A 6,227-nucleotide genomic window follows, 5' to 3' on the forward strand; every position below is an offset into this window, starting at 1 on the left:
TCCAGTGCCCTCGCGCCGCCTCGAGTTGGGCGGCATCGTGGCCATCGAACAGGAACACCGCGCGCTCGTAGCCGCCAAGGTCAGGCGGCACCGCACCGTCGACCAGGAACCTAATCTTGGCGTCGTTGGGATTGCCGTCGCCGGTGGTCAACAGAATCGGCTGTTCACCGGGATGAGCCTCACGATCGGTTGCGTGCGCCAGGAACGAATCGTCGCGGAAGGTCCACAGATGCTGGTCGAGCGCATCGCGGCGTTCCTCCGTGCCTGTCTGCACCACGGCGCGCCAGCCACGGTCGACGCTGCGTTCCAGGAGGCCTGGCAGCGCATCCTCCAGCGTCGATTCGGTCAGGTGGTAGAACAGGACGTCGGCCATCGCTTCAGCCTATAGTGATTGAACCCGTTCACTGCTCATAATTATCGCGCACCAGCCGGTCGAGCAGCCTGACGCCGAAACCGGAACCCCAGGACTGGTTGATCTCGTTCGACGGCGCCCCCATCGCCGTGCCGGCAATGTCGAGATGAGCCCATGGCGTATCCTTGACGAAGCGCTGCAGAAACTGCGCCGCAATGGTGGCGCCGCCAAAACGGCCGCCGATGTTCTTCATGTCGGCGTTCTTGGAATCGATGAGCTTGTCGTATTCGGCACCGAGCGGCATGCGCCACAGCCGTTCCTGCGTCGCCTGCCCCGCCGCCGACAACTTTTCGGCCAGCTCGTCATTGTTGGAAAACAGGCCGGCATAATGTTGGCCGAGCGCCACCATAATGGCGCCGGTCAGCGTCGCCAGATTGACCATGAATTTCGGCTGGAAGCGGTCGTTGCAGTACCACAACGCATCGGCCAGCACGAGGCGGCCCTCGGCATCGGTATTGAGCACCTCGATGGTCTGGCCCGACATCGAAGTGACGATATCACCGGGACGCTGGGCATGACCGTCGACGGCATTTTCGACCAGTCCGATGATACCGACGACATTGGCTTTCGCCTTGCGGGCCGCCAGCGCATGCATCAGGCCGGTGACGGCGGCGGCACCGCCCATGTCGCCCTTCATATCCTCCATGCCCGAGGCCGGCTTTATGGAATTGCCGCCGGTGTCGAAAGTGACGCCCTTGCCGACGAAGGCGATCGGGCTGTCCTTCGGCTTGCCGCCGTTCCACTGCATGATCGCCATGCGGGCGCCGCGCGGCGAGCCTTGCGCGACACCGAGCAGCGAGCCCATGCCGAGCTTCTTCATTTCCTTCTCAGCCAATATCTCGACCTTGACGCCTAGCGCCTCGAGTTCCTTGGCGCGGGCAGCGAACTCGACCGGCCCAAGCACGTTTGCCGGTTCGTTGACGAGGTCGCGCGCCAGCAGGACGCCGTCTATCACCGCCTCGGCATCGGCGAAGGCCTTCTTCGCAGCGGCCGGATCGGCGGTGTGGATGGTCACCTTGACCGACTTCTTCGGCTCTGCCTTGCTGTCGTCCTTGTCCTTCCTGGTCTTGTACTTATCGAAGGAATAGCTGCGCAGGAGAATGCCCGCGGCAAGGTTTGCCGCGTCCTTCGCACTCGGCGAAGCGCCGGCCACATTGAGGACCACCGCCACTTCGGTCGCCTTGCGCAGCGACGCGGCAACGGTGCCGCCAAGCTTCAGCCACGCATATTCGTCCAGTCCCGACACCTTGCCGGTGCCTATCGCCACCAGTCTGTCGAGCGACGCTCCCTGCGGCGCCAGAACTTCCACCGTACTGGCGAACTTGCCCATGAACTCAGCCACGGGAAAGGCCCGCTCCAATGTCTTGCCGGGATCGCCGGCCTTGGCGACGTCGCTCAGGCCGCCCTCATCCGCCGCGAACACGAAGACAGTGCCCTTCTTGTTTACCGCGCTCTGGGACCCGGAAAATTTGGCGAAGGCGATCGACGGTCTTTGATTCATCATGTCCTGCTTTCAGGGAATGCGCGACTTTTGGGGAAGCGGTTCGAAACGATGCGCGACATTTGGTCGTTTTCCGGCATTTGGCAAGACTTTGCCGAATTGGCATCCCATATGACCTATGGAATCGATGACGATTCGTCGCGGCACGGCCCCGCTTTTTGCCGCAACCTGTTGTTAACCATCGATGTTCGCCCTTTCTTATCTATTCCCGCCGACACTCCGCCCAGCCGGGGGGCGTAATGTGGGACAGAACCCGGATCGACCATCTGATGGAGCCAGTTGTGCAGGCGCTGCCGGACAGCTACCTTGTTCGGTGGCATGATGCCGTTCGAAAAAATCGAGAAAAGCCTTCATGAAGGTCGTTGAACGCTACATCATGCGCCGCGCTTTCGTGGTCTTCATGGCCGCTCTTGTGTGGACGCTGGCGATCGTGTGGACGACACAGGTGCTGGCAAAGATCGATCTGGTGACAGACAGCGGCCAGTCGGCGTTGACCTTCTTCGAAGTCGCCGCCCTCATCCTTCCGTCCATCATCCCGATCGTGGTGCCTTTTGCGCTGGTGGTGGCAGTCGCACAGACACTCAGTGTGATGAATTCGGATTCCGAACTCGCCGTCGTCAACGCCGCGGGGGCCTCGCGCTGGACGATCGTACGGCCGATCATGTTGCTGGCGCTCGCCGCCGCCGTTTTTTCCTTTGCCGTCGACAACGGCATCGACCCTTACGCACGGCAGAAGAACCGGGCACTGGTGGCCTCGTCGCGCGCGGATCTGTTGTCGCTGATCATCCAGGAAGGCACCTTCCGCAAGATTGACGACGGGCTGTTCCTGCAGATCGGTGAGCGCCTTCCCGACAATCGGCTGGGTGGCATTTTCGTCGCCGATTCGCGCGAGGAAGGCGTCAACCTCGTCTACTACGCCAAGACCGGCAGCATCGTCGAACGCGGCGGTGAAAAGGTGCTGATGATGAATGACGGCGTCATCCATCGCAAAACGCTGACCGGCGATCTCTCCGTCATCCGCTTTACCTCCTATGCCTTCGACATGTCGGCCTTCATGGCGGCGGCTTCGGCGGTGACGCTCCTGCCCAAGGACCAGACGACGCAGTACCTGCTCAACCCGGGCGCCAACGACAAGTACTATCAGCAGAACCCCTACGAATACCGGGCCGAGGTCAACCAACGGTTCTCGGAATGGACCTATTCCATGGTTTTCGCGCTGATCGCGCTTGCGGTCGCCGGGGATGCGCGCTCGCACCGCGAGGCGCGCGTCAATCCGCTGATCACGGCGATCACGATATCGCTGTTCGTGCGTTGGCTGGGCTTTTTTGCCGCCAGCAAGGCGGATGAGGTCCCGCAATATGCGTATATGGTCTATGGCGTGCCGATCGTGGCTTCCGCGGTGGCGATCTGGTTCATCGTCTCCAACCGAACACTGGAACTGCCGGTGACCTGGGCGGACTGGATGACAAACTTCGCCACGCGCATCGCTGACAGCTGGAATGCTTTCAAATTGCGTTTGTCCAGGCGCGGCGCATCAGGGCAAGGGGTCGGCTGATGGGCTGGACACTGGGCCGCTACTTCTTCTTCCGCTATGTGACGATCACCATCTGGTTCTTCATCGGCCTCCTGGCATTGGTGTTCCTGATCGACTTCACCGAGCTGTCCGGCCGCACCACCGGCCTGCCCGGCTTCACCTACGGCACGGCGGTAGCCATTTCAGGCCTCCGTATGCCGATGATCATGCTGCAGACGGTGCCGTTCGTCGGTCTCTTCTCGGCGATGGCGACGCTGGTGTCGCTGAACCGGCGCTACGAGTTGGTCATCGCGCGTTCCGCCGGTGTTTCCGCCTGGCAGTTCCTCTTGCCCTGCTGCATCGGAGCCTTGCTGTTCGGCGTCCTGTCGGTTGGTGTCATCAATCCGCTCGCCGCGCACGCATTCTCCTGGTCGGAGCAGATCGAAACCCAGCTGCGTTCCGGCAAATCGAATACGGTCTCGGCCGATGCCGCGCCCTGGATCCGGCAGAAAACCAGTTCGGGCGACACCATCATCGGTGCGCGGGCCATCCTGAACCAGGGCCTGGAAATGGCCGATGTCGTATTTTTCATTCTCGACCCGCAAGGCAACATCGTCGAGCGCAAGGACGCCGCCCGTGCCTTCCTGCGCGACGGCTATTGGGAATTGCAGGACGTCAAGACATTCCAGAACGGCACGATCCAGGCATCGGCAACCGATCGCGTACCGACCAATCTAAAGCCCGAATTCGTGCAAGAGCGGCTGGCGCGCCCCGAAACCATCCCCTTCTATGACCTGCCCGGAAAGGTCGAGGTTGCCCGCTCCTTCGGCCTCAAGGCAAATGCTTTTGCCATGCAGTTTGATTCGCTCGTGGCGTTGCCGTTCCTTCTCGTCGCCATGACGCTGATCGCGGCAACGGTTTCAATGCGATTTGCTAGGATGGGACAGTCGGCGACGATGATTCTGGGTGGCATCATCGCTGGCTTTCTGCTTTATGTCGTTTCGGTGCTGGTGAAGGCATTCGGCGTGGCGGGATTCGTGCCGACTGTCGTAGCCGCCTGGGTACCGGTCATGGTGGCTATGTTCTTCGGGGTGACTTTCCTGCTATACAAGGAAGACGGCTAGTGAGGGAGGCGTTTTTGCCCAGCAACAGGCAGGCCGGTTTGGCGCGCCTCTATGCGGCGACCGCCTTGGCGTGCGTGCTTGCCTACGCCGTTCCGGCACCGGCGCTTGCGCAGGACGTCGGCGACATGGCGACATCGGTTCCGGCCGGCTCGCAAATGCTGCTGGCGGCCGATACGCTGGTCTACAACAACGACAACCAGACCGTGACCGCCGTCGGCGGTGTGCAGATCGACTATGGTGGCAATCGCCTTGTCGCCCAGCGCGTCGAATACAACCGCAACACCAAGCGGATGGTCGCGAGCGGCAACGTCGAAGTTATCAACAGCGACGGCACCAAGATCAATTCGCAACATATCGACATCACCGATGACTTCGCCGACGGCTTCGTCAATGCGTTGCGGGTCGAAACCATCGACAAGGCCTATTTCGCCGCCGAAAGCGCAGAACGCATGGGCGGCGTGCTGACCACCTTCCACAATGGCGTCTACACCGCCTGCGAGCCGTGCGAGGATAAGCCGGACAAAGCGCCGACCTGGCGCGTCAAGGCCAAGAAGATCATCTGGAACGGCGAGAAGAAGACGGTTCGCTTCGAGAATGCGAATTTCGAGTTCTTCGGTTTTCCGCTTGCCTATCTGCCTGCATTCGAAATTGCCGACCCGACGGTGAAGCGCAAGAGCGGCTTCCTGATCCCGAGCATCATCTACAAGAGCGATCTCGGCGTCGGCGTGAAAGTCCCCTATTATCTCGCATTGGCGCCGACCTACGACCTGACCGTCACCGGCACCGGCTATACCAAGCAGGGCTTCCTCGGTGAGGCCGAGTGGCGTCAGCGCTTCGACAATGGCGAGTACAGCTTGAAGATCGCCGGGATACACCAGCAGAATCCCGACGCCTTCCTCGACACTACTGCCTTCCCATCCAGCTCTGGCCACAACGTCAATTCGGGCAGCGCCGGCGATCCCAACAAATTCCGCGGCATGATGGGTACCCAGGGGCAGTTCGCCATCAACTCACGCTGGAACTTCGGCTGGGACGTGCTGCTGCAGACCGACAAGAACTTCTCGAACACCTACGGCATCGACAAGTACAATAGCAGCGTCCACCAGTCGTCGGTCTACTTGACGGGTCTCAACGGCCGCAACTATTTCGACGTGCGCGCCATGCATTTCGATGTGCAGGAAGATACGCCTGACGACAATATCTCTGCGCGAAGCGGACAACAGCCCTGGGTGCTGCCGTCGCTCGATTACGCCTATATTCCTGATGCCTCGGTGGCCGGCGGCCAGCTGTCCCTCAATGTCAACGCGCGTGTCATCCGCCGCGACGATGTCGACGAGACCTTCGTCCAGCCCTACAATGCCCTCACTCCGACGCAGCGCGTCCGCGGCATCGAAGGCGAATCGGGCCGCCTCACCGCCGAGGCCGAGTGGAAGCGGAGTTTCGTCACAGATGGCGGACTGGTGCTAACGCCGTTGCTCGCGCTGCAGGGCGACGTGGACTACCTCAACGCATCGTCGGCTTCGCTAGACGCCATCGACCGAATGGCAACGCATTTGGGCGAGCAGGACGATATGCGCTCGTCATTTGCCCGTTACATGGCAACCGCGGGCCTCGAGATGCGTTGGCCGGTGCTGTTTTCCATGGCCAGCGGGTCCAGCCATGTCATCGAGCCAATGG

5 protein-coding genes are annotated in these 6,227 nt (G+C 61.2%); 3 read left to right on the forward strand and 2 right to left on the reverse strand.

Annotated elements, in window-relative coordinates:
* Positions 1-373 (reverse strand): DNA polymerase III subunit chi (locus EN893_RS14360; protein WP_128361601.1); only part of this gene is annotated, 373 nt, incomplete at its 3' end.
* 28 nt (positions 374-401) lie between these two features.
* Positions 402-1,913: a leucyl aminopeptidase gene (locus EN893_RS14365; RefSeq protein WP_127267688.1), complete on the reverse strand. Its 1,512-nt coding sequence runs from the start codon at positions 1,911-1,913 to the stop codon at positions 402-404.
* A gap of 352 nt (positions 1,914-2,265) precedes the next feature.
* On the opposite strand from EN893_RS14365, the gene lptF reads away from it, so the two are divergent.
* The 3 genes from lptF to EN893_RS14385 all read left to right on the forward strand — a co-directional run.
* The gene (gene lptF, locus EN893_RS14375; protein WP_127267686.1) at positions 2,266-3,468 is read left to right on the forward strand and encodes an LPS export ABC transporter permease LptF; all 1,203 of its coding nucleotides are present in this window, start codon (positions 2,266-2,268) and stop codon (positions 3,466-3,468) included.
* The gene (lptG, locus tag EN893_RS14380; RefSeq protein ID WP_031213741.1) at positions 3,465-4,550 is read left to right on the forward strand and encodes an LPS export ABC transporter permease LptG; all 1,086 of its coding nucleotides are present in this window, start codon (positions 3,465-3,467) and stop codon (positions 4,548-4,550) included. The genes lptF and lptG overlap by 4 nt, the downstream gene beginning before the upstream one ends.
* A partial coding sequence (locus EN893_RS14385) for an LPS-assembly protein LptD (protein WP_164900860.1) occupies positions 4,550-6,227 on the forward strand: 1,678 nt, incomplete at its 3' end. The genes lptG and EN893_RS14385, both read left to right, overlap by 1 nt.

This window comes from Mesorhizobium sp. M7A.F.Ca.CA.004.04.2.1, assembly GCF_004022825.1.
In the GTDB taxonomy this organism is placed as follows: Bacteria; Pseudomonadota; Alphaproteobacteria; order Rhizobiales; family Rhizobiaceae; genus Mesorhizobium.

Bases quoted from the DNA above. Each gene is read 5' to 3' on its own strand.
- EN893_RS14365 (WP_127267688.1), bottom strand. From the start codon at position 1,913: ATGAATCAAAGACCGTCGATCGCCTTCGCCAAATTTTCCGGGTCCCAG.
- lptF (WP_127267686.1), top strand. From the start codon at position 2,266: ATGAAGGTCGTTGAACGCTACATCATGCGCCGCGCTTTCGTGGTCTTC.